Source organism: Sphaerospermopsis sp. LEGE 00249 (assembly GCF_014299995.1).
Classification (GTDB): Bacteria; Cyanobacteriota; Cyanobacteriia; order Cyanobacteriales; family Nostocaceae; genus Sphaerospermopsis; species Sphaerospermopsis kisseleviana.
Genome location: NZ_JACJUZ010000041.1, coordinates 23832 through 47209, shown reverse-complemented (window position 1 = coordinate 47209; position 23378 = coordinate 23832). Strand labels below are relative to the sequence as shown.

Here is a 23378-nt window from a genome sequence, read left to right as displayed (position 1 = left end):
TATTATTTAATTCTGACACATTTTGCCTAATTTTTTAGTCAACTTATTCCATGTATACGTCAAATACTTGTAGTTTTGTATGTACTTGTATAGGTTTGTCTAGTAAATTGTCAACTTAGGACAAGCTCCCTTAGCACCAGCTGATTTAGCCGGTTGAATTCCCCCCTCAATGGCAAACTTGTGCCAATGAGTGGGTAAATTATCCAGAAACTTTCCCTCATTACAACCTACGTCGAGGACAGAAATAGACTCTTGATTCTGGAAATACTCTAGCAATAACGTCTTACTTTTTGACCATCCCGCATTCTTTGCCAACTCATAATCCATCGCGCCACCCGGCGCTGTAGCATAAACCTGTTTAAGTTCATCCCCTGTTAAGCAAGGTAGCCGTTGTCCTAACCCACAGTCCTGACAACGATATAACTGACCGGGGGAAAGATTCGATAGTCCGACCTGTTCGAGTAATCCATTGGGAAATTCGGCACAATCCCATAAATAAACAAGACGATCAGAACCACAGGCCCGACACAGTAATTTTTTAGATCCTGTTAACACTGAATTTACACTCTATATATTTCAAGTATTCTGTGAAGGTGACAACGGCACTTTCTTTTGGCTTGACTGTAACTGCCAATAATTCCTATAGATACCCGACGACAACCCCAGTAACTCACTGTGGGTTCCCCTTTCCACAATGCGTCCCTGCTGAAGCACCACAATCTGATAAAATTGTACCTGGGGTATGTTGACTAATAGTTTGTTGTTGCAATATTTGTTTTTATCATCCGTGAGTGTTAGTTTTTCTCGGATGTGTTCTGGAACAAGAGAAAATACGTTAATCATCTGAAGTCAAAGGTGGAATTTATTCTAGAATGAGAGAATATAGTTTATTCATCTGAGTTTAAAGGTGGAATTTGTTCAGGAGTTAAGGTAACAACTTGGCCATCTTGCCAAATGCTAATCGCCTCGCCTAATTTGCGGTGTCTTTCAATAGCTTTAGCAATAGCGAGTTTAACACCTGCATCAATTTGGCTAGATAATTTCTCAGGAATTGGTTTATTTACAGAAATTGGCTTATTCATTAGTAGTAATTTGACTCCATAGTTGAGGTTGATAAATGATAGGTTCTTGATTTAAAGGGCGTTCAGCTATTAGCTGTAAAATTGGGTTAGAGTTATCATAAACAATCCATCTATCACATAAAGGTAAGTATAATTCAATTAAGTTCTTTCTACCACGTTCGTAGCGACGGCGAATAGTGTCTTCTGGGATGTTGTGACCGCCACTTTCTACCCGTCTGCTTACCCTGGCGATCGCTAATTCTGGACTTTGCAACCAAAAGTAAATTAAGTTAATCATATAACCTTTATCTTGACATTCTCTCAAAAATCGGGCAAAGTTACGGGCTGCTAATGTAGTTTCAAAGGCAAAATCAGTGTTAGCATTTACCAGTGTTTCTAATCTTGCTAACATTAATCTTCCGGCTTGAACTGCTACAGATTCGGGGTTAAAAGGAGAAAGTCCGGCTGCTATTTCATCAGCGTTGACGTATTCAAATACTTCTAGAAAATAGGGGAGAATTTGCATAGCGGCGGTAGTTTTACCAGAACCGTTTGCACCACCAATAATGTATAAGTTAGGCATTATTTTAATGGTAAGTTTATTCAGCAAGCCCTATATATTTCAAGTATTCTGTGAAGGTGACAACGGCACTTTCTTTTGGCTTGACTGTAACTGCGAATAATTTCTATAGATACCCGACGACAACCCCAGTAACTCACTGTGGGTTCCCCTTTCCACAATGCGTCCCTGCTGAAGCACCACAATCTGATCCGCATTAACAATCGTCGATAATCGGTGAGCAATCACTAACACCATCCGGTTTTGCCCAAACTTATCCAAAGCTTCTTGGACAAGCTTTTCTGAAACCGTATCTAGAGCGCTAGTAGCCTCGTCTAAAATTAGCAAATCCGGATCGGATAAAATCGCCCGAGCCAGGGCGATCCGTTGCCGCTGACCCCCACTGAGTCGGTACCCCCTTTCGCCGACTACCGTGTCATAGCCCAAGGGTAAATCCTGAATAAAGCCATCGGCTTGAGCCGCTTGGGCGGCAGCCATCACTTCCCAATCTGTAGCAGTCGGACAAGCGAAACGAATATTTTCAAGGATAGTGGCATTGAACAGAAAAGTATCCTGACTGACAACCCCTAATCGTTGCCGCCAGCTACTAGGATCATAGTCGCGCAAATCCCGACCATTGACCAAAATCTTTCCTCTGGTCGGCTCATAAAGCCCCACCAATAAATCCGCCAAGCTGGACTTACCCGCCCCCGACGATCCCACCAGGGCCGTTACCTTGCCCAAAGGTAGGACAAGATTAATATCTTGCAGTACCTCCCCCTGATCAGCCAAATAACGCAGACAAACCCCATCGAAGCTAATATCTGTGGCTAGGTTAGTAAAGGGTACTGTTCCCAGCCGCCCAAACTCCTTATCCCTGGGGTTAAGAATCTCTTGAAAGCGGGCTAACCTACCATAGTTATCAGCAAACCCCGTGACCGCTCCAGTAACACCCTGAAGACGGATATTAAACCGTTGCAAGGCCAAGACAAAGGTGACTAAGCTGGGTAACACCCCAGTGCTCCGCCGGGAAAACAGCAAAAAGGCAATACCCGCAATAATAGCCAACAAAACGACCGGTAAGGTTTGGGTAATGGGATTGGTAATATTCAGTAAGCGGATCTGTTTTTGCAGCCCTGGTTTAACCTGCTCTACTAATGCCTTAACTTGAGCCACAGCCCTGGATTGATGTCCTGTGGTGTGCAAGAGCCTTAACCCCTGCAAATTTTCGGTTACCTGTTTGCTAATTTCCACCAGTCCTTGCTCATTAACACTAGAGTAATGGCGGATACGGGGCAGTAATTGCTTTTGGATAACATAAAAAACTAAGACAGTGGACAGAGCGGCCAATAACAGCCAAGGGGAAATCACCACCAGAATGCCTAGATAGACCAAAAGCAGCAAAAAGTTAGTGATCAAAGTATTAGCTAATGTAATCTGGGTTTTAACCGTGGGCCCAGCGCTAGTGGCATAGGAAGTTAGATCTCCTACCTTATAACGACTGGCACAGGCAAAGCTAAAACTGAGAATCAGGCGATGAATATACTCTGTGAACTTAACCTGTAATCTGATCCCCAAGTCCCCCGCAGTCACCGCATTCCAATAGTTGCAAAGCCCCAGGAAGATTTGGGCTGTCACTGCTAGTCCTAATAAGAGAATAAATAACACCTCCTGACCAAGGGCATTCAACCAACTCCCTAGTCCGGGGACTGCCGCTAAGATGGCATACTGGTTCCAGTCTATTCCTTGGGGAGTGCTCAACAGGGCAACTGCCAAGAAGATAATGCCAAAGGTTCCCCCTTCAAACATAGCCCCTATAATACCAGTGACAAAGTTGGCTAGGATTAAACCCCAGTTCTCCCATGCAGACTGCAAAATCAGTCGATCTGCTTCAGTTTTCAGGTAACGATTCAAAAACCTAGAGGCTGATCTGCGTCCTAGCTTCACTGTCTTTGCTAAAGTCATTAATTCGGTTAAGGTTGTTTACAATAAGTCAAGACTTGATTTCTTCAATACTAAAGGCGATAGCGCCAGTGCAGCAAGGCGATCACCTTTGCCGTGCTGCATCATACCCAATTAATCTCATAAATTTTTGATTAACTGATATTTTGTTGTAACCAATTTTCCAGTTGATTTATCTCAGTGATTTCTAGTAAATCTGTAGCCAAATCTTCTAATTTAGAAGTTGACAATTGATTAATTTTAAGGTTTAACTCCGATGATAAAGCCCCAAAACGACGGTCAATTAATTTCTTTACTAACTTGAGACTTTCCTGCTGTAAACCTTGCTGTAAACCTGTTGCTAGACCTAGTTCTAAACCCTGTTTTTCTCCTGCTTCTAAACCTTCCTTTAATATTTGTTGATACCAAGGAGACTCTCTTAAAATAGTCATATCCCACCTCATTATCTGTTGTACTAAAGGTATATCTAAGACAAAACTAGCAAAAAATGATAGTAATGGTTCTAAATCTGTTAGAGTTTCATTGGCTCGTAATTCTACTACTGCTTTTCTGACTATGTTTTCATTTCCTCCTCCTTTTAATATTGGTACGAAAGGTAATGTATATTATGTACGTTATTTCGGTGGTAAATCTGTATGGTATCAGCGGAGGACATAAAGTAATTTAGATGATATTTAATAGAACCAAATGATATGCGATCGCTCTTTTTGTTCTAGAAAATGCTCCGGTCAGTCAGATGGGGAATAACTTCATAGTCTCATAATCTCATAGTCTCATAATCTCAAAGTCAGCCAGGGAATAAATTCCCTGTCTGAAAGCTTAAGTCGGTTTTTAACCGACTGCTTAGTTCAATACCTTTGCCATTTTTCCGTAGGTTGGGTTGAACGAAGTGAAACCCAACGTAAACTCAACGTATTTGTTGGCTTTCGTGCCTCAATCCAACCTACAAATTAAGATATTTTTGATTTTGGCGAAGGTATTGTTAGTTGTTGTAATTATGACATTTATTCAGGGCGATCGCCCCTTGGTGCACAACATCACTGAATGGCGATCGCCCTAGCACTGTTGCACTAAGTCTATCGCTCCTTATTACAGTCAACCGTGGTCGGTGAGCGAAGTCGAACCGTCAACCATCAAGAAAGGCTTTCCAACCAAGTCTGTAACTGTTCCACATCCCTAAAGTCTAATAATTCTTCTGCTAATCTTTCCAGTTGCTCTAATGGTAGCATCTGAATTTGCTGTTTGAGTGTATCATCCAAGGTTCCTAAGCGACGCTGTAACAGACGTAGAACCAATTGGGTTTCCCCTTCAAGTCGTCCTTGTTGTCGCCCCTGTTGTAATCCCTGTTGTAATCCCTGTTTTTCCCCCTGCTGTAATCCCTCTTTCAATATTTCCTCATACCAGGGCGATTCTCTTAATACCGTCATGTCCCACCTCATGATTTGTTGAACTAAGGGAATATCCAATACAAAACTAGCAAAAAATGACAATAATGGTTCTAAGTCTTGCAGTTGCTCATCCCGTCTTAACTCCCTCACCGCTTGGCGTAATTTCTCTTCCCTGTTTCCACCCTGCAAAATTGGTACAAATGGCAATAAGGTTGATATCTTCTGCTCAAATACCAGATTAACATCCACTTCCCACAGGTTAATCACTTGGTAATCTTGATAGGCTCTTATCCCTAATATCTCTGATTCATAACGTTGGGGAATGCTTTGTTTACTGCTCGGTGGCAGAATATTAATTAAAACTGGATACACTGGTAAATTATAACGCTCTTCTGCCAAAGCTGTATAAGCCCGTATCCTTCGGGGCATTTTCTGATTGTACCGTAGCTGTAATTCGTTGAGCAGCAAAAATTCCCCTATTTCTGGCGATAAAACCTTCAGTAAAACATCACTTTCCCGCTCTATCCACTGAAATTCTGTGTTGAGGATGTCTTGTACTTGTAAGTCACTGCGCTGGGTAATCCATTTTACCCAGGTGTTGGGTGCGAGACTGATTAATCTTTTTCCCCCTATGTCTGCTTTTTTAACCATTGATTGGTTAAGCTGTTGTGCATTTAATTTGTATAAGTGGAACAGGCAAGATGCCTGTTCCACAAGAGTTCAGAATATTAGGATTATACAATTTAGCTGTGTAACAGCTTATAAGTTATCAGTATGTTTATCTTGTATCATAGTTTTCTGTGTGTCTAATCAACTACACACTAATTTCCCATCCATTCCTATTCCCTATATCCTATATCTTGTGACAAATCACACAAAAACTTTCAACCCCCTTCTCAGTCGGTCTTTAACCGACTTAAGCTTTTAGCCAGGGAATTCATTCCTCGCAACTCTATCGAGTATACTGAATGGCGATCGCGAAGCGCAGCAGCACCAAGCCGATCGCCCCTTAATACAGTCAACCGTGGTCGGTGAGCGAAGTCGAACCGTCAACCATCAATAAATCTTAATCACATAGCACTTACCCGCCCAATGGAAAAATGCCGGATAGCGCTAATTATCCACTACCCGTAATAAATTAAACTGCTCACCAAAAGAAAGGTGAGGGTTTAGTTCGCTATCTTGGGGGCAACGCCGGGGATAAAATGAGGACTTACCTACTTGGGGTCGAGCTTGTTTCAAAATATCTGGATATTCCCTGACAAAGTGCTGACATAAATTTAAAGTGGCTTGAGCTTGGGCCTTCATCCAGGAAGGTTTAGGGTGCGATAAAACAATATTTGATCCATTAATCATGACTTATCAAACATCCTCTTAGACCATTGCCAAAAAATGATGATCCGGTTTTGAATAGCCTTGTTTACGTTAGCTGGAGGTTATTGACACAGAGGAGCCGGGGAATGAATTCCCCGAATCCCCTGTGGATAACTACGGACATCATATGTCCCATCATCCAACTGACGCACATAATACCAATTTTTCTTCTGGCATTGTGGACACCAAAAAGCTTCTAACCACTCTTCCTTTATGGGTACGGACACACAAGTGTTTTTTAACTTTGATGAATCGGACGTAACTTTATATTTGCGACTGACACTATCTAGATAACAACTATGAATAGGACAGTAAATAGCTCTACGTTTGGAACGTTTCCGATTATGGTTACACCTTTTATGCAATTCGTCCCCCTAATATCAAAATCAATAGGAAGATTAGGTTTGGAGAAACTGAGATCAATCAGACCATCAAAGCCCACTCCACAAAAATCAGCTTATACTGAAAGTAACTATTATTTTTTTTTAATTCACTTGATAAACTTGAGATGAAAAACCCCGTTAGGAATTATTTCATTTTTAGGTTTATCTTATTTTATTACACATAATTAGGGTTTGCTGAAAAAGTCCCTTCGTTGAGGCAGGGAATAGGGAATAGGGAATAGTTTTAGCTATCTGTTATCCCCAGATTTTCTAATTTATCAGACCCAAAATGCACAGTTTTTAAGGTATACCCTTCAAAAATCTTGCACTTTCTTTCCTCCTGATCAGCTTCAAACCTTTGATTTACGAGTATTTTGGGTTTATTCAGCAAGCCCTAATTACACAAGTCAATTGTACCACAAATTCAAGCAGTAATTTCAAAAATTTTTACCCTTTTTAATATTCACTGTTTGCAGTAAAACCTCAAGATACTGTTGGCAAATAATTTGCGGTGTAAAGTGGGATTGTAGATACTCACGGCCAGCTTTACCCATCTTTTCTGCTAGTGTTTGGTTACTTTGCAATAAACGGATAAATGTCGCCAGTCCCTGACCATCCCCATGGTCAAATGCTGCCCCACATTCAGCGTCAGTAATTATTTTTCTTAAGCTAGAGTAGGGTGAACAAACTACCGCCAATGGCCTCCCAGCTGATAATGCTGAATACAACTTACTCGGCAATACTAAACTTTCGCTGCTGGGGTTAACACTCACTAAAGACAGGTCGCAGGCTGTGAGAGAATAGGCTAAATCTTCCTTATCTTGATAAGGTAAAAATGTAAAATTACTTAGCTCTAGCTGAGAGACCCTAGCAATCAACTCTTCCCGTTTAGCACCCCCACCAATACACACAAACTGCACGGACTCATGTTGTAATTCTCTGGCCGCTACTAACAAAGTATCGATGTCGTGACATCGCCCCATATTCCCAGAGTAAAGGACAGTGAATTTATTGACTAAGTTGTACTTCCAAGCAAACCAGTTTTTTGATTTGGCAATAGGTACAATTAAATCTGGGTTAGCCCAGCTATGAATTACAGAAACTTTATGGGCGACTTGGGGACAGTATTCTACAACCCGTTGTTTCATCTCTGGACTGAGAACCACAATTCCCCCAGCTTTGAGCCAAACTCGCTGATTTAACCCTTGCCAAAGTTTTGTTACCCAGTGCTGCTTTGATACTACACCCAGTGCGATCGCCACATCTGGATACAAATCATAGACTATACAAACATAGGGCAACTTCCACAGCAGATTAGCCACATAACCCACAATGGGCAAAAATGGTGGTGCTGTTGTGATCAGTAACACATTACTTCGCCGCCAAGGTGAGAGCAGATACAAAAAAGCACGAATGCTGTATAAAACTCCATTTACAGCCTTTCCGCGAATTCTCCCAGTCCACATTTGCGCAGTCCGAGACCTATGAATCCTAGTTTGCTCACGCAGTTCCACACGGGGAGCCTTACTCACCCTGAAAGCATATCCAGGTTGACTGGTAAACACATCAATCTCTACCCCCTGCTGTTCTAACTGCTGTACAAGTTCCTCAATTAATTGTCCGGTAGCAGCATAGTCTGGAGGAAAAAACTGTGTCACTACAGATAACTTAATTGTTTGCTCATAGAAACAATCATCACCCTTGTTTGTACCATCTACCGACGACAGTCCTAATGGTTTGTAGGTCTGTTGAGCATTCTTCATACATCGCAATTAATTTTTAATTCAAGCTAATACTAAGCTGTTATTTATGTAGCTACACAGAAGAGTTGAATGTTAAGATTTTGAGAATATTGTTCAAGTTGTGCATTGGTATTGGTGATACCAAACTTGAGCAATTAAAAAATCTTATCGCAGGATTCAGCACTTAAATATCACAATGTTACAATATCACAATATCACAATATCACAATATCACAATATCACAATATCACAATGTCATTTTATTTCATGTATCAACACTGTATAAATCTTTATGAATCTATCCGACTAATACCCTTGTATTTATTAGATAGCAAGGACACACAGGATGTAGGCATTTTGTACTTTTAGCCCCTATCACCTTAACATTTATAATCACATATGAGACAATCTTGCAACTGCAAAATTAATGTCATTGAGTGCTATTTATAAGGAAATGGAGTGAGCCAAAACCACTGAAGCAAATAGGACTTACGCATTGACAAAGTAGTAAAATAGTGTATTGATAGAAAGTGTTATCTACTCAGCAGGTATCAAGTGTCAACAGTTCACGGATTAACTACTCTATATTAGACCTCTTTGAAAAAGATATAGGGACAATTCATGAATTGTTCCTACGAATGGGTTTCAGGTTACGCATATTTAATTTTCACCAGATGTCTATTGGATTTCATCTGATCTTCGTACTTAGTAAAAATAGAGTGTAAAATATGTCTAATATCCACAATCAAACTGATAAACCCGTAAATCCCGAACAGACGAGAAACTCCATCACTCCATTTTTTCCCTATCCCCCTTTTCTGGAAAATCAGCAACAAGAAAATCAGCAACAAAGGGAGGATTGGAATTACAAAGAATTTTTAAGTTTGTTAAGGCGTCGAATTGTAGTTGTTGTGGGAGTAGCTACAACTGTACTTGCCAGTGTAGGTGTAAAGATTTACTTAAATCCCCAAATCCCACCAGAATATGAAAGCAGTTTTACAATCCTGGTTGAAACCCCTGATAATAGGAGTGAGTTGTTAAACTTAGGCGATAACATCAACCGAACAATTACAAAGAGTTTCGATTATGAAACTCAAATTCTCGTGATGTTGGGTTATGATATTCTGCAAAACAGCATTAAACAGTTACAAGCTAACTATCCAAACATCAACTATGGATATCTGACTCGGGGTCTGAGGATTTCTCGTGTAGGTCAAACCAAAATTATCCAAGTCAATTATCGTAGCCAAAACCCTGTGGAATCCAAAGATGTACTAGAACAAATTGCTGCCGATTATATAGCTTACAGTCAACAACAAAAGCAAAATACCCTCAGTGAAAGTTTAAAATATCTAGATGAAGAACTACCCAAGATACAAAGACGCGTCAACCAGGTTCAGGCAACATTAGAACAGTTCCAACGTAGGCATAACTTTCTCAGTCCAGAAGTCCTAGCAGAAACAATTGGAAAGCAAATCACAGATGTAAATCAACAACTGCAACAACTACAACTACCACTAGCCCAAGCTCGTGCTGATTGGAATTTCTTACAAACTGAAGATGGTGTCAGGTCTATCCTGGATAACTATCCTATATATCGGTCATTAAATGAAGAATTGCGCCAATTAGATATTCAAATTGCCACACAATCAGCTGTTTTTCAAGATGGAAACCCCGCTCTAATTGCACTCAAGGAAAAACAGAACAACATCAGACCAGTAATCGAGCGAGAATCAGAATTATATATCCAAACTAAGCGAGCAGAAGCATATAAATTACTCAAATCCTTAGAACTTAATCAACAAGAACTGGAAACAAATCGCCGAATTTTAGAACGGAAAAGCCTGGAATTACCTACACTGATCCGACAATATACAGAAATACAACGCCGTTTAGCTATTGCTAATGAAAGTCTGAATCGTTTTTTATCAGCTAGGGAAGATTTGCTCATTAAAAAATCCTCTCAGACGGAACAAGGTTGGCAATTAGTTCAGTCACCTAACCTACCCATAAGTCCTATAGCTGTCTCTTCAACTATGATCCGGGATATGATCATGGGAATTGCCGCGAGTATCTCCCTAGGGATTGGTGCAGCTTTACTCTTGGAAAAGCTAGATCATACTTATCACAACGCTTTGAGCCTCAAAGAAAGAATCAAATTTCCTGTATTAGGGAATATTCCCTTTAATCAAGAAATGCAGCAGGATAAATCCCCTACTCTCAAACTCAAAAATGCTTTGATAAAATACTCGGATGGGCAGATGGAAACTACTACCCAAAGAACCACCGTAGCCAAACGGCACTACACCAATTACGCTAACAATTTTATCGAAGCCATCAGAGTGCTCTACACAAATATACAATTATTAAGCTCTGATACTCCCATCAGTTCTATTACCATCACCTCCTCCATGCAAGGTGACGGTAAAAGTACAATTGCCTTTTATCTGGCTCAAGTAGCTGCAACTATGGGGAGAAAAGTATTACTGGTAGATACAGATTTGCGCCGCCCTAGTATTCATACCTTGGCAAATTTAAGTAATATCTGGGGGTTGAGTAGTTTAATTACTACGGATATGTCCATAGAAAATGTAGTCACACTACTACCTGCTATGAATGAATTATCTATCATTACTTCTGGACCTATTCCCCCCGATGCACCTAAGTTACTCTCATCAGGGAAAATGAAAAAACTGATGGCACAGTTTCAAGATACCTTTGATTTAGTCATTTATGATGCTCCTCCCGTTGTGGGGCTAGCTGATACCAATTACATCGCTCCCCAAACCGACGGTGTGGTGATGATCGTCAGGATGGATAGAACAGACCGTTCTGTATTTGAGCAGGCTTTAACTGATATGAAAAATGCGTCCATTAATGTTTTAGGCGTAGTTGCCAATGGACAGCATAGTCATTCAGACAATTACTACAACTATTATTACAGGACTTACGCAAAAGGAAACGAAAGTAGGGGTAATTCATGAATTACCCCTACGCAAGAATATTCCTACTTCAAGAAAAAATCGTTCCTATCCAACTCTTGAAACTGTTCCCTGTTAAGAGTTGCCTGTTCCCTGTCTCCACGACAAGACTTTTATGCCTACGGCACGCTACGCGAACAGCAAACCCTAAGTGGACTCGTTGAATCAAGAATCTCCGGGCTTCAGCCCGGAGAGTGTCAAAAATTACCTTCATCAATTGTCTACCATTTTTGGTAAAAACTACTATAATTGAATCTATAAAGTAACAATTTGTAATCTAAAGCAGTTCTTAATTGTGTTTACAACTAAACTCTCTCGACTACAGGGTACACTACCACTAGATTTATTTGCGGCTATTGAGGATCTGAAAACAGAACTCAACGCGGTGATATTAGCGCATTACTATCAAGAACCAGATATACAGGATATTGCAGATTTTATTGGTGATTCTTTACAATTAGCAAGAGCAGCAGCACAGACAAATGCAGATGTGATTGTGTTTGCTGGTGTTCACTTCATGGCAGAAACCGCAAAAATCCTCAATCCTGATAAATTGGTGCTATTACCAGATTTAAATGCTGGTTGTTCTTTAGCTGATAGCTGTCCCCCAGATCAGTTTGCAGCTTTTAAAGCCGCACACCCAGACCATCTAGTAATTTCTTACATTAATTGCTCTGCCGAAATCAAGGCCATGAGCGATATTATCTGCACCAGTTCCAACGCTGTGAAAATTGTCCAGCAAATACCCAAAGAACAACCGATTATTTTTGCACCAGATCGGAACTTAGGACGGTACGTAATGCAGCAAACAGGACGGGATATGCTGTTATGGCAAGGTAGCTGTATTGTCCATGAGACATTTTCGGAAAGGAAAATAGTTGAGTTAAAAACTACACATCCAGAAGCAGAGGCGATCGCTCACCCAGAATGTGAAACCAGCGTTTTACGTCACGCCAGCTATATCGGCTCTACAGCAGCTTTATTGAATTATTGTCAAAAAAGTCCTAGCCATGAGTTTATCGTGGCTACAGAGCCAGGAATCATCCACCAGATGCAAAAATTAGCACCGGGTAAACACTTTATTCCTGCCCCTCCTGAGAATAATTGCAATTGTAACGAATGTCCATTTATGCGGTTAAATACCTTAGAAAAGCTGTACTTAGCGATGAAAAACCGCACCCCTGAAATTACCATGTCAGAGGATATCCGTCTTGCAGCACTCAAACCCATGCAACGGATGTTAGAAATGAGTGTTTAGCCATCAGGAGGCAGGAGGCAGGAGGCAGAATAATTTTAGATTTTAGATTTTAGATTTTAGATTGGAGTTGAGAAAAACAATCCAAAATCCAAAATCCAAAATTGAGTCACCTATCACCTATTTTTTCTGCTTCTTTCTCAGCAGCTTTACTATATTCCCTATATAACTTAGTACGAATTTGTGCTTCTTGATATCGGCTATGACTGGGTGGAACCTGACTCATTAAATCAGAAGCCCTTTGCCATCTAGCAGCTAATTCCAACCACTGAGTTGAAGTTGTAGCTGTTTTACCAGCAGCAGAGGCTTGATTAGCAAGTCTCACTGCATCTGCAAATTTGTCATCAGATGTATCATTTGCCGATTGAGCAGGGCTTTTTTGAGCATGAGAGGATGATACTTCTGATTTTATCTCACCTGCGGTTTTTACAGAAGGAGAAATTTGTAATGGTATCAGATTTTTTATTGAATTACCTAAACGTTCATCAAACAAAGCAGCCAGCAAAAGTAATGCACACAAACTAACTGATCCAATGATCAGCTTCTTGATTGTATCTTTGTTTTTATCTTGGTTAGTTAGTAAAGATTGAGCTTTGGGTAAAATCGGTTTTCCAAACTCAGTATAGGCTGCTGTAAAATCTTGAATTAATTGCTGGAAAAGACTAGGCTGAGATAAAGTAATTTCCTGTGACCAAAGTAATTGATTTTCGCTATTGCGGTTAATTTCCTCCAACCATAATAATTGCTCTTCCCGCACAATGCGACTGTTGATCTTGACTTTGCGAATGTTACGCGGTGCAATGGACTCTAAAATTTGCTGGATGTTGGCTACCAAGGTAGACTGCTCAAGTTGTTCTACCGTAGCCGCTTCACATAAAATTTGTAACACACCATCAGCAAAGATCGCTCTAGTTCTGACACCAGACATCACGAGTCTTTCGTTCAATACCTGAATAATAGCGGCAACGCTGCCCTGGTGAGCTTGCCAAGCTATATCGTTGATTCTATCTACCATTTGAGATTGAGTGATCTCTCGCACCCTGACCTATGAACTAACTCATTATCATTAATTTTGCACTCTGTTGTCACTAACTTCACCTAGTCTAAAGCAAACTTTTGTCTATACCTATGTACTATTCATTTACTTCTAATAACCGAGAAGTTTTAAATCTATCCATCCACTTTTCTAAATATACCCGATTCGCTGTTTGCTCTGATTGATCTTTTGTATCTACAGGATAAGGCATCAATCCTAAAATAGCAGCACTGGTGACACAAAACATTGATTTTTGAAAACTCATACAAATTTGTACACGCAGATCATCTTCACCCCGCAAACTACGCTTATAAATTTTATGTAAATAATCTGGTAAATAATGGCGCATATCTTGCATTAACAATGTGGGAGGAATACCCGCACCACCAATAGGTAAAGGATCTGCATATAAAGCACCATATTGAAATCTTGCCTGATCTGGGGGAACTTGATATGCTTGGGCGTTTAAAGAAACAGTTCCTAAAAAGGGAGTTCCCCGGAAAAATACCGCTTCTACATAAGGAACTGCGGTATCTGGCAAGAATTTTAAACCAACTGATTTAGGAATAATATCATAAACCTTACCGCCAATTTTCACATCGTAGGTAATAGGTCTTAAAGCATCTTTTACCAAACCTGCTTTAATATGTTCCACAACTTCAGGAATTGATTTAATTTTCCCTTGATCATAAAGGTCTGATAAGCTGAGAAAAATATCAGCCATGACTCGCCAAAATTGACCTAAACCACTATAATAGGCAGATACTCGCAACTGTTCAATTAAAAAATCAGGGAACAGGTTGTTAATTCCTAACATTAAAGGATTATGCTTAAATTTAGCAGCTATTACCGCTTCTGCTCTTTCTGCAAATTCTTTACTATCTAAATAATTATCTAAGCCACCACCACCATGCCACATCATGGTTTTCATGCAATATTCTGCATACTCAAAATTAATTCTGTCATGCCACCAATGATGCAGTAATTGAGATAAAGAAACTTTACCATTAAAATATTTAAAAAATGGGAAAAACACTAAAAACTGATGTTCAGCAATGTAAATAAGATTTTGGGAATAAGCATCTAAAACCACACCATAACTTTTCAGAATACCCACTACTTCTAAAACATTTTCTGGGCTATCTTTCAGTAAAGCTTGTCCAGTTTGTAAACGCTGAATAAACTCATTCAAGGGATGATCAACGGGTTTGTTTTTGGTATTAACCATTAGTGTTTCTCCAGAACATCAACAATAACTACGTCTAAATAAGATAAATAAAAAAGACATCTCCATAAAAGAAATTATGGAACCTATTTATGGGGGCAGGTCGAAGCATTTGGGATATCTAGATGTCTGATTTTTCCGTTAAATTATCGCCCAAATGCTTCGCCCCTACGACTCCTGACTCCTGAATTCTTACCTAAAACTCTACTACAGACCTTACACCTTTTAATTTCTTTCCCCTTGATCTACTGATGCAGTGGCTACTAAGCTGGGAGTATTTACCATTCCTTGAATTGTGGCTTGTGTCCAATATACTAACCAAGATGGTTGGATGCCAAAAACCACAATTAACACAGCTAAGATTAAAGCAGGAATGCGATCGCTCCAATATACTCTTGGTAAATTCATCACTTGCTCAGATAACCGCCCAAAAAAGGCACGATTTACCAAAATTAAGAAATAAACCGCCGTTAAACCAGTTCCCAGCATTGATAACAGGGTTTGTACAGGAAAAACTGCATAACTACCCCGAAATACAATAAATTCGGAAATAAAACCCACCATTCCAGGTATACCTGCGCTGGCCATGACTCCTAAAATAATCAAACTACCAATCACTGGCATTCCTCTTTCTGGGTTCAGTAATCCCCGAATTACTTCTAAATCACGGCTACCAGCTTTTTGATACACAACCCCCACCAAGAGAAACATCAACGCAGAAATTAAACCGTGACTCACCATTTGCATGACAGCACCCAAGACGCTGAGGGGTGTTGCTGCTGCTGCTGCTAATAAAATATAGCCCATGTGTCCGATAGAACTATAGGCTACCATTTTTTTCATGTCCGTTTGCGCGATCGCACAGGATGCACCAAACAATACACTAATTACAGCCCATGTTGCTAACGTTGGTGCTAGATATTCCCAAGCTTGGGGTAACAAGTTCATGCCAAATCTGAGTAAACCATAAGTTCCTAATTTCAACAATACCCCAGCTAATAAAACAGAAATTGGTGTAGAAGCTTCTACGTGGGCATCGGGCAACCAAGTATGAAAAGGAACGAGAGGAATTTTAATGCCAAACCCAACTAAAATTCCTGCTAATAATAATAGTTGAGTGGCTAAAGGTAGGGTGTGAGCATTTAAAGTTGCTAGTCCAAAACTAGGAGAATGACTCAACCAAACCATGCCCAAAAAACTAGCTAAAATTAAGATTCCCGAAATCGCAGTATAAATCAGAAACTTAGTAGCAGCATAACCCCGTTTTGCACCACCCCAAATAGCAATCAAAAGATAGAGGGGAATCAATTCCAATTCATAAAACAGGAAAAATAACAATAAATCCTGTGCTAAAAAAGCTCCTGTCACCCCTGCACTCAGCAGCAGCACCAAGGAGTAATAAAATTTAGGACGTTGAAGAGATTCATTACTACTATAGATGGCAATACCTGTTAAAAGTCCATTTAACAACAGCAATGGCAAGGATAAACCATCTACACCTAAATTATAGTTTAAACCTAAGGCATCTATCCAAGGTAACGACTCAGCAAACTGTATTCCCACTTCCCCTGGATTAAATTTAATTGTCAGGAAAACCGTCCACAGAAAAATAATTACCGCCAAGGCCAAAGCTATTTTACGGGCAATTTTCCCACTCAGAGTAGCGGGATAGAAACCAATTAAAGCTGCACCCAGTAACGGCAGCAATATCAATGTACTTAGCATCATAATGAGGAATTCAGGAGTTTAGGAGTTTAGGAGGAAGTAGGGGAGGTAAATAACCCAGTCACCAGTCACCAGTCACCAGTCACCAGTCACCAGTCACCAGTCCCCTAAAAAGGCAATTTATCCAGTAAACCCAAGGACCAGCTAATAAAGAAACCAAGAAGGCTGATCACAACGAGGATAGTTAACATATAACCTTGGGATTGACCGGAAATGCTGTATTTTAAGCTTTGTCCGCCAAAAATAGTGGCAAAGCCGACTAAGTTTACCAACCCATCCACTAAATAGCGATCGCTCCATGCAGATATCTTGGACAATAATGCTACTGCACTAACTATGGTGAAGCGATAAACTCTGTCAATGTAAAAATCATACCCTAGTAAATCTTGTAAAAATCTCCAGCCCAGAATTGTGGATCTTGACCAACCTTTATGCAAGTAAATCGTTGAGCCAATCACCACCCCTAAGACCGTGGAAGTCATCAAAGCTAATACAATGTACCAATCAATACTTTCCCAGTTTGGTAGTAAGTACCATTGCTGAAGCATCATTGGTATTAGCAGGGTGATGATAGTTAAAGTCACCATTGGCAAAGCCATTGGCCAACCGACTTCTGGGGCGCGGCGTGTTTTCTGTTGTGGTTTTCCCCAAAAGATGAGCCGGAAAACTCTGGTTAAATTTAAAGCTGTCAAGCCATTAACCAAAACTAAAACTGCAATCACCCAAGGGTTAACTTTGATTAAGCCATCAGCCCAAGCCAACATTGCCCAAAAACTACCCAAGGGTAATAATGTCACCATCCCTGCTGAACCAACTACAAAGGCGGTGGTAGTAGCTGGCATTCTTGACCACAAACCACCCATTTCTGTTAAGTCTTGACTTTGGGTGGTATATATGATAGAACCGGAACTCATAAATAATAAGGCTTTGGCGATCGCATGAGTTAACAACAACATCAAAGCTACACCACCCTGTTCTAAACCCACTGCCAAAAAGACCAACCCCATATAGGCACTAGTGGAATGAGATAAAGCCCGTTTAATATCAATCTGGGCTATTGACACCAATGTTGCACCCACTGCCGTCACCGTACCCATAATTACCAAGGCATTGAGCGCCACAGGGGATAGAACTAATATGGGCTGAATCTTGTACAAAACATAAGCACCACCAGCTACTACCAAAGAGTTTCGCATTACCGAAGCCGGGTTTGGTCCTTCCATTGCCTCATCTAACCACAAATGTAGGGGAAATTGGGCGCACTTACCAGCAGGACCAGCTATCAAGGCTATACCCAGTAATGTTGATGTTAATGGACTTAAATTAGCGGTTTGTACCCACTCATACAAGTCAGAAAAGTTCAAACTACCAGCTTGGGTGGAAAGCGTGACAACAGCCATCAGCAATAATAAATCTCCCACACGCTTGGTTAAAAACGCATCTCGCGCTGCTGTGACTACCAAGGGTTGAGCATACCAAAAACCCACCAACAAGTAAGTAGAAAGGGTGAGAACTTCCAGCAAGGCATAACTGAGGAACAAAGAATCACTAATCGCTAAACCAGTCAAAGCGGCTTCAAAAAATCCCAAAAGCCCAAAAAATCTGGCTAAAGACCAGTCTTTTTCCATGTAACCCAGGGCATAAATTTGAGCTAATAAACTTAATCCTGTGATTAAAACTATTGCCCCAATACTTACTGGTGACAGTTCTAAAGCAAAGGTTAGTTTAAAATCCGCAGTTTGAAACCAAGTAATTAATAAATTTTCTTGGTCTCTGTTCCAGATGTCTCGAAATACAATCAGGCTATGGACAAAACCTAGTAAGGTCGTCAACAAGTTCAAGTAAGCAGCAGGTCTAGGTCCTGTACGTTGAATTAACCCAATGCCCCAAGGCAGTGTTAAAATTGCCCCTAGTAAGTTATAAAAAGGTATAAACCAACTGGTGAAAAATAGAACTTCATTCATTTAATTTTTCCTTGACGACTCAGTCTTTGGTTTCTTAAACAGCCTTAAATCAATCATTTGCTTAAAAAATGTTAATTTTGAAAAAATCAAGTTTTTCTTAACTATTTCTCAAAACGCTTGAATCAGTATTTTTACTTTATTTTTACTTTCACCTGCGCTATTCACGGGCAGTTAGATATAAATTTACAAAATTTACAAAGTTTACAAAGTTTACAAAGTTTACAGATTTCGCAGCATTTACTGATTTTCAGTATTCAGCAATCTTGTTAAAAAAACAAGGACAAAAGCCAGTCGGTAAATTTGTATTGTGGAATTGGGCAAACTTTTAATTTCATCAAAAACCTCTCTGCTTATAATTAGGTTAAAACTGATTACTGATAGCTGAATGCTGACTAATTATCTTCTTTAATCATCTGATGGAACATTTGTCTTCCTACTTTGAAAAAAGAATTTTATACTTTATATTTAAAAATCTTATATATTGTTCATTCAATATCTGTGCCAATAGCAAAAATCAAGGAAAGACTGAGACAGTAAAATATACAGCCTTTGTTCAATCCTGAGTAGTTCAGATTAGCCCTGGCTATGAATGTGATTTTTTAAAGTAATAAAAAAATTATAAAGCATAAGTGGCCACTCTAGGAAACCGTGAACTTTGATGTATTTTTTGGGTATATTAAGTTTTGTTAAGTTTTTTAAAAGTATTTTATCATAAACTATTATAGTAATTTATGTTGCCAGGGATGCCAAGGTTTCATATCCTTAATTTTAGAAGTATTTTTCTTCAATGCTCAAAATGAGCATCCCCGTCAAAAAAATACACCCATAGTACAGATTGTATTAAATTTTTAGGAGTTCTGCGATGCCAATTGCAGTTGGAATGATTGAGACAAAAGGGTTTCCAGCAGTAGTAGAAGCTGCGGATGCGATGGTAAAAGCTGCCCGTGTTACCTTAGTAGGCTATGAAAAAATCGGTAGTGCGCGTGTTACCGTAATTGTGCGGGGTGATGTATCTGAAGTACAAGCTTCAGTAGCAGCGGGAATTGAAGCCGCAAGAAGAGTCAATGGTGGTGAAGTTTTGTCTACTCATATCATTGCTCGTCCCCACGAGAACCTAGAATATGTATTACCGATTCGGTACACAGAAGCAGTAGAACAGTTCCGAACCTAAACACTTTTAAAATAAAGTGGTTAAAGGATTTGCTTGCTTACGTGGACAATTTGTCTGTTTGTTGTTTGTTGAAAAATTTGATTTAAGGATAAAAGAATAATGTCAATTGCAGTGGGAATGGTGGAAACCCTGGGCTTTCCAGCAGTAGTAGAAGCTGCTGATGCTATGGTAAAAGCGGCTCGTGTTACCTTAGTAGGCTATGAAAAAATTGGTAGCGGTCGGGTAACAGTGATTGTGCGCGGTGACGTTTCCGAAGTCCAAGCTTCTGTAGCAGCAGGAGTAGAAAACGTGAAAAGAGTTAACGGTGGACAAGTGTTGTCTACACACATAATTGCTCGTCCTCACGAAAACCTGGAATATGTACTGCCAATTAGATACACCGAGGATGTTGAACAATTCCGGGAAGGTGTCAGCGTAATTCGTCCTTTCAGAAGCAGACAATAGTTAAGAATGCAAATTGCTAAAGTGCGTGGCACAGTAGTTAGCACCCAAAAAGATCCAAGTCTGCGGGGTGTAAAACTACTAATGTTGCAATTAGTAGATGAAAACGGAAATCTCCTCTCAGAATATGAGGTAGCAGCCGATAGTGTGGGAGCAGGAGTAGATGAGTGGGTACTTGTCAGTAGAGGCAGTGCCGCTCGTCAAGTTCTTGGTAACGAACAACGTCCGTTAGATGCAGCAGTAGTGGCGATAATAGATACCATTCACGTTGAAGATCGTTTCATTTACAGCAAAAAAGATCAATATAGATAGTCAGGGAACAGGTGACAGGTGACAGAAGTATATAGCAGGGGAGCAGGGAGCAGGGAGCAAGGGGCAAGAATAACCACCAACCACTGATTACTGACCACTGATTACTGATTACTGACCACTAAAAACTGACAAAAAGCATATTTGAGGAGGAATCTCACAATGGCAGTCCGCAGCACGGCGGCACCCCCAACCCCGTGGTCTAGGAGTTTAGCTGAACCAGATATCCATCAAACCGCATTTGTACATTCTTCTTGTAATCTCATTGGGGATGTACACCTGGGTCAGAATGTGATTATTGCTCCAGGAACTTCGATTAGAGCAGATGAAGGTACACCTTTTTATATTGGTGAAAATACTAATATTCAAGATGGTGTAGTCATTCATGGGTTGGAGCAAGGCCGAGTAATTGGTGATGATGGCGAGAAATACTCGGTATGGATTGGTAAAAATGCTTCTATTACCCACATGGCGCTGATTCATGGACCAGCTTATGTTGGGGACAGTTGCTTTATAGGTTTTCGCTCCACTGTCTTTAACGCCAGAGTCGGAGCAGGTTGCATCGTCATGATGCACGCATTAATACAAGATGTAGAAATTCCTCCGGGGAAATACGTGGCTTCTGGTTCTATTATTACGACCCAGCAACAAGCGGATCGTTTGCCAGATGTACAAGATCAGGATCAGCAATTTGCTCACCACGTTGTGGGGATAAATCAGGCTTTGCGGGCTGGTTATCGCTGTGCAGAGGATCTCAAGTGTATTACCCCAATTCGGGATGAACTGAATGTTTCTGGGGCAAAATCTTATACAAGCATTACCATTGAAGAATTGGATAGGAGTAGTGAAGTGGCAAGCAAATTGGGTGCAGAAACGATAGAGCAAGTGCGCTATCTACTGGAACAAGGTTATAAAATTGGCACAGAACACGTAGATCAAAGACGTTTCCGCACAGGTTCTTGGCAAAGCTGTAAGGCTATTGAAACCCGGTCATTAGGGCAGGCGATCGCCGCCTTAGAATCTTGTTTAGTAGACCACAGTGGCGAGTACGTGCGGTTGTTCGGCATTGACAATGGTAGAAAACGGGTATTAGAAACCATCATTCAACGTCCTGATGGTGTAGTTAGCAACGGTACATCTAGCTTTAAAGCTCCTGCGGCTACATCTTACAGCAGCTACAACGGCAATGGTCATGGTAACGGTGCTGTTGCCAGTGGTAGCCTCAGTGCCGAAACCATTAACCAAATTCGCCAACTTTTGGCTAATGGCTACAAAATTGGTACAGAACACGTGGATGAGCGTCGTTTCCGTACAGGTACATGGCAAAACTGCCAACCCATTGAAACAAATTCTGCTAATGAGGTAGTAGCAGCATTAGAAGATTGTATGGTTTCCCATCAGGGGGAATATGTACGTTTAATTGGCATTGATGCTAAAGCTAAACGTCGCGTACTAGAAACCATTATCCAACGTCCTAACGGTCAAGTAGTATCTTCTAGCACAGCGAAACCAGCAGCAACTGCTTATGGTGGTGGAACTGCAACCGTAACTAGCACCCGTTTAAGTGCAGAAGTAGTAGATCAACTGAGACAGTTGTTACAAGGTGGGTTAAAAATTAGCGTAGAACACGTAGACCAGCGCCGTTTCCGTACAGGTACTTGGGCGAGTGCGGGACAAATTGAAGCGAGAACAGAAAGAGATGCGATCGCTGCTGTAGAAGCTTGCCTCTCTGAATATCCAGGTGAATACGTGCGATTAATTGGAATCGACACCGCAGCAAAACGCCGCGTGTTAGAAGCAATTATTCAGCGTCCATAATTTTAGGTGATAGGTGACAGAAGGCAGGAGTCAGGAGTCAGGAGTCAGGAGTCAGGAGTCAGGAGAATTTAAGAATAAAGAATTAATTTTTCTTCCCCTGCTTTCCCTGCTTTCCCTGCTTTCCCTGCTTCCTCCACCTACCTATCTCAAAATATTCAACATTAATTTTTCCGGCTTCCGAGGTAATAAATTCCATGTCTGTGCCGCTGCTACGCCTGGGCAACAGTTTTGATTCTCTTATGAGTGGCGATGTCAATATTCATGAAACCGCCGTAATAGCACCAGGGGTAATACTCCAAGCAGCTGCCAACAGTAAAATTATTATTGGTCCTGGGGTTTGTATTGGCATGGGGTCAATTCTTCAAGTCAATGAGGGTATCCTAGAAATAGAAGCAGGAGCAAACCTGGGAGCCGGCTTTTTGATGGTTGGCCAAGGCAAAATTGGGGCTAATGCTTGTATTGGTGCTGCTACGACAGTGTTTAACTGTTCCGTCGCACCGGAGCAAGTAGTACCAGCAGGTTCAATTCTGGGAGATAGCAGTCGCCAAATTGATGCAACTCAAAATCAACCAACGGTAGAAACTTCTTCTAATACCACGGTGACAAATCCCCCAGAAACAGAACCAGAGAACCCACAAGAAAAAGTAGTTACTTCTACTCAATTCTCTGCTGTGGCTTTTGTAGATTTTAAACAAGAATCTATTTCTGTACCTCCACCTTCTCCCACTCCTAAAAGCCAGTCGCCTCCAGTTGCAGCAACCCCCCTGGTTACTGACTCTACCCCCACAGAAACTACTCTTCCAGGTTCACAAGAAACTAACTCTCAAGCACCCGAACCCAGTCCTGCTAACACTGAAAGTTCTCAAATTTTTGGAACACAGATATATGGACAAGGAAGCATTAATAGACTATTGACTACATTGTTTCCCAATCGGCAACCCTTGAGTAACCAAAACTCTGAAAATTCTTCAGAGTAAGTGTTAT

The 23378-nt window shown here is 40.6% G+C and carries 20 protein-coding genes; 8 read left to right on the top strand and 12 right to left on the bottom strand.

Annotated elements, in window-relative coordinates:
• Window positions 1-99 precede the first annotated feature (99 nt).
• The 5 genes from H5968_RS15045 to H5968_RS25775 all read right to left on the bottom strand — a co-directional run bounded on the left by H5968_RS15045 (window position 100) and on the right by H5968_RS25775 (window position 4013).
• Entirely contained in the window at window positions 100-555 is a 456-nt protein-coding gene (locus H5968_RS15045; protein ID WP_187040597.1) for a hypothetical protein, read from the bottom strand.
• 332 nt (window positions 556-887) lie between these two features.
• Entirely contained in the window at window positions 888-1082 is a 195-nt protein-coding gene (locus H5968_RS15040; RefSeq protein ID WP_187040596.1) for a hypothetical protein, read from the bottom strand.
• A complete protein-coding gene (locus tag H5968_RS15035) occupies window positions 1075-1644 on the bottom strand; it encodes a zeta toxin family protein (protein WP_187040595.1) in 570 nt (189 codons plus the stop codon). Before H5968_RS15035 ends, H5968_RS15040 begins: the two co-directional genes overlap by 8 nt.
• Window positions 1645-1683: 39 nt before the next feature.
• Entirely contained in the window at window positions 1684-3585 is a 1902-nt protein-coding gene (locus H5968_RS15030; protein WP_222620691.1) for an ABC transporter ATP-binding protein, read from the bottom strand.
• Window positions 3586-3716: 131 nt separating this feature from the next.
• Entirely contained in the window at window positions 3717-4013 is a 297-nt protein-coding gene (locus tag H5968_RS25775) for a DUF4351 domain-containing protein (protein ID WP_255427145.1), read from the bottom strand.
• 497 nt (window positions 4014-4510) lie between these two features.
• On the opposite strand from H5968_RS25775, the gene H5968_RS25770 reads away from it, so the two are divergent.
• Complete coding sequence (locus H5968_RS25770) at window positions 4511-4642, top strand: hypothetical protein (RefSeq protein ID WP_255427144.1); 132 nt, start codon at window positions 4511-4513, stop codon at window positions 4640-4642.
• 73 nt (window positions 4643-4715) lie between these two features.
• On the opposite strand, the gene H5968_RS15020 is transcribed toward H5968_RS25770, so the two are convergent.
• The 3 genes from H5968_RS15020 to H5968_RS15010 form a co-directional block, all read right to left on the bottom strand.
• Entirely contained in the window at window positions 4716-5621 is a 906-nt protein-coding gene (locus H5968_RS15020; protein ID WP_187040593.1) for a DUF4351 domain-containing protein, read from the bottom strand.
• 462 nt (window positions 5622-6083) lie between these two features.
• Complete coding sequence (locus H5968_RS15015; RefSeq protein ID WP_187040592.1) at window positions 6084-6278, bottom strand: hypothetical protein; 195 nt, start codon at window positions 6276-6278, stop codon at window positions 6084-6086.
• Between the two features lie 886 nt (window positions 6279-7164).
• Window positions 7165-8490 (bottom strand): glycosyltransferase family 4 protein, encoded by a 1326-nt coding sequence (locus H5968_RS15010; RefSeq protein ID WP_187040591.1) that lies wholly within the window; start codon window positions 8488-8490, stop codon window positions 7165-7167.
• Window positions 8491-9197: 707 nt separating this feature from the next.
• Between H5968_RS15010 and H5968_RS15005 the strand changes: the two genes are divergently transcribed.
• Together H5968_RS15005 and nadA are read left to right on the top strand one after the other, a co-directional pair.
• Window positions 9198-11453, top strand: coding sequence for a polysaccharide biosynthesis tyrosine autokinase (locus tag H5968_RS15005; protein WP_187040590.1), 2256 nt, complete (start codon window positions 9198-9200; stop codon window positions 11451-11453).
• A gap of 292 nt (window positions 11454-11745) precedes the next feature.
• The gene (nadA, locus tag H5968_RS15000; RefSeq protein WP_187040589.1) at window positions 11746-12708 is read left to right on the top strand and encodes a quinolinate synthase NadA; all 963 of its coding nucleotides are present in this window, start codon (window positions 11746-11748) and stop codon (window positions 12706-12708) included.
• A gap of 106 nt (window positions 12709-12814) precedes the next feature.
• On the opposite strand, the gene H5968_RS14995 is transcribed toward nadA, so the two are convergent.
• The 4 genes from H5968_RS14995 to H5968_RS14980 form a co-directional block, all read right to left on the bottom strand.
• The gene (locus H5968_RS14995) at window positions 12815-13720 is read right to left on the bottom strand and encodes a hypothetical protein (RefSeq protein ID WP_187040602.1); all 906 of its coding nucleotides are present in this window, start codon (window positions 13718-13720) and stop codon (window positions 12815-12817) included.
• A gap of 118 nt (window positions 13721-13838) precedes the next feature.
• Window positions 13839-14969: a CO2 hydration protein gene (locus tag H5968_RS14990; RefSeq protein WP_187040588.1), complete on the bottom strand. Its 1131-nt coding sequence runs from the start codon at window positions 14967-14969 to the stop codon at window positions 13839-13841.
• Between the two features lie 222 nt (window positions 14970-15191).
• Entirely contained in the window at window positions 15192-16691 is a 1500-nt protein-coding gene (locus H5968_RS14985) for an NADH-quinone oxidoreductase subunit M (protein WP_187040601.1), read from the bottom strand.
• A gap of 107 nt (window positions 16692-16798) precedes the next feature.
• Window positions 16799-18655 (bottom strand): NAD(P)H-quinone oxidoreductase subunit F, encoded by a 1857-nt coding sequence (locus tag H5968_RS14980; protein WP_187040587.1) that lies wholly within the window; start codon window positions 18653-18655, stop codon window positions 16799-16801.
• 862 nt (window positions 18656-19517) lie between these two features.
• Between H5968_RS14980 and H5968_RS14975 the strand changes: the two genes are divergently transcribed.
• The 5 genes from H5968_RS14975 to H5968_RS14955 all read left to right on the top strand — a co-directional run bounded on the left by H5968_RS14975 (window position 19518) and on the right by H5968_RS14955 (window position 23371).
• Window positions 19518-19826, top strand: coding sequence for a carbon dioxide-concentrating mechanism protein CcmK (locus tag H5968_RS14975; RefSeq protein ID WP_006276527.1), 309 nt, complete (start codon window positions 19518-19520; stop codon window positions 19824-19826).
• Window positions 19827-19925: 99 nt separating this feature from the next.
• Window positions 19926-20270, top strand: a complete 345-nt coding sequence (locus H5968_RS14970) for a carbon dioxide-concentrating mechanism protein CcmK (RefSeq protein ID WP_187040586.1) — start codon at window positions 19926-19928, stop codon at window positions 20268-20270.
• A gap of 6 nt (window positions 20271-20276) precedes the next feature.
• Window positions 20277-20579, top strand: coding sequence for a EutN/CcmL family microcompartment protein (locus H5968_RS14965; RefSeq protein WP_096571311.1), 303 nt, complete (start codon window positions 20277-20279; stop codon window positions 20577-20579).
• A gap of 159 nt (window positions 20580-20738) precedes the next feature.
• Window positions 20739-22394: a ribulose bisphosphate carboxylase small subunit gene (locus H5968_RS14960; protein ID WP_187040585.1), complete on the top strand. Its 1656-nt coding sequence runs from the start codon at window positions 20739-20741 to the stop codon at window positions 22392-22394.
• Window positions 22395-22588: 194 nt separating this feature from the next.
• Window positions 22589-23371: a transferase gene (locus H5968_RS14955; protein WP_187040584.1), complete on the top strand. Its 783-nt coding sequence runs from the start codon at window positions 22589-22591 to the stop codon at window positions 23369-23371.
• Window positions 23372-23378: the final 7 nt, after the last annotated feature.

Coding starts and splice junctions, on each gene's coding strand:
- H5968_RS15040 (WP_187040596.1), bottom strand. CDS start 1,082: ATGAATAAGCCAATTTCTGTAAATAAACCAATTCCTGAGAAATTATCT.
- H5968_RS15035 (WP_187040595.1), bottom strand. CDS start 1,644: ATGCCTAACTTATACATTATTGGTGGTGCAAACGGTTCTGGTAAAACT.
- H5968_RS15030 (WP_222620691.1), bottom strand. CDS start 3,585: ATGACTTTAGCAAAGACAGTGAAGCTAGGACGCAGATCAGCCTCTAGG.
- H5968_RS25775 (WP_255427145.1), bottom strand. CDS start 4,013: ATGACTATTTTAAGAGAGTCTCCTTGGTATCAACAAATATTAAAGGAA.
- H5968_RS15020 (WP_187040593.1), bottom strand. CDS start 5,621: ATGGTTAAAAAAGCAGACATAGGGGGAAAAAGATTAATCAGTCTCGCA.
- H5968_RS15015 (WP_187040592.1), bottom strand. CDS start 6,278: ATGAAGGCCCAAGCTCAAGCCACTTTAAATTTATGTCAGCACTTTGTC.
- H5968_RS15010 (WP_187040591.1), bottom strand. CDS start 8,490: ATGAAGAATGCTCAACAGACCTACAAACCATTAGGACTGTCGTCGGTA.
- H5968_RS15005 (WP_187040590.1), top strand. CDS start 9,198: ATGTCTAATATCCACAATCAAACTGATAAACCCGTAAATCCCGAACAG.
- H5968_RS14995 (WP_187040602.1), bottom strand. CDS start 13,720: ATGGTAGATAGAATCAACGATATAGCTTGGCAAGCTCACCAGGGCAGC.
- H5968_RS14990 (WP_187040588.1), bottom strand. CDS start 14,969: ATGGTTAATACCAAAAACAAACCCGTTGATCATCCCTTGAATGAGTTT.
- H5968_RS14985 (WP_187040601.1), bottom strand. CDS start 16,691: ATGCTAAGTACATTGATATTGCTGCCGTTACTGGGTGCAGCTTTAATT.
- H5968_RS14980 (WP_187040587.1), bottom strand. CDS start 18,655: ATGAATGAAGTTCTATTTTTCACCAGTTGGTTTATACCTTTTTATAAC.
- H5968_RS14975 (WP_006276527.1), top strand. CDS start 19,518: ATGCCAATTGCAGTTGGAATGATTGAGACAAAAGGGTTTCCAGCAGTA.
- H5968_RS14970 (WP_187040586.1), top strand. CDS start 19,926: ATGTCAATTGCAGTGGGAATGGTGGAAACCCTGGGCTTTCCAGCAGTA.
- H5968_RS14965 (WP_096571311.1), top strand. CDS start 20,277: ATGCAAATTGCTAAAGTGCGTGGCACAGTAGTTAGCACCCAAAAAGAT.
- H5968_RS14960 (WP_187040585.1), top strand. CDS start 20,739: ATGGCAGTCCGCAGCACGGCGGCACCCCCAACCCCGTGGTCTAGGAGT.
- H5968_RS14955 (WP_187040584.1), top strand. CDS start 22,589: ATGTCTGTGCCGCTGCTACGCCTGGGCAACAGTTTTGATTCTCTTATG.